1 protein-coding gene is annotated in these 570 nt (G+C 67.5%); it reads left to right on the top strand.

What is annotated here, in order from left to right:
- Positions 1-570: transposase (locus ACTQ49_RS15005; RefSeq protein ID WP_441828637.1), on the top strand; the 570-nt coding region annotated here is incomplete at both ends.

The following is a 570-nucleotide window of genomic DNA, read 5'->3' as shown; positions in this document are numbered from 1 at the left end:
CGTGGCGAAGGCCAGAGCTGCGGCCCGTGACCACGTGTGGGGCTTGGCGGGCGACAAGGCCCCCGGCTATGACGCGACTGCTGACAAGCCGGTGATCATCGATCTGGACGCCACGCTCGTGACATCGCATTCCGACAAGGAGCAGGCCCGGCCCACGTTCAAGAAGGGTTACGGTTTCCACCCGCTGCTGGCCTTCGTCGACCACGGCCCCGATGGGACCGGCGAACCCGTCGCGGGCCTGCTCAGAGCGGGCAATGCCGGCTCCAACACCGCATCGGATCACGAGGCCGTCATCCGGCACGCCCTGGGACAGGTGCCCGGCATCAACCCTGTCAGGCCGGGCCGGAAGGTGCTGATCCGTACTGACGGGGCCGGCGGATCCAAACAGCTACTCGGCTTCCTCGCCCGGCGCGGACTGTCGTACTCGATCGGCTTCACGTTGCCGATGAGCACCCCGGAGTTGTATCACCTTGTTCCCGAGCACGCGTGGCAGGACGCCTATGACGCCGACGGCCAGGTCCGGGACGGCGCCGGTGTGGTCGAGTTCACCGCCCTCCTCACCGCCAAAGA

The organism is Luteococcus sp. Sow4_B9, assembly GCF_052116585.1.
In the GTDB taxonomy this organism is placed as follows: Bacteria; Actinomycetota; Actinomycetes; order Propionibacteriales; family Propionibacteriaceae; genus Luteococcus.
The sequence above is the reverse complement of the archived record's forward strand: the minus strand, read 5'-3'. Positions and strand labels throughout refer to the sequence as shown.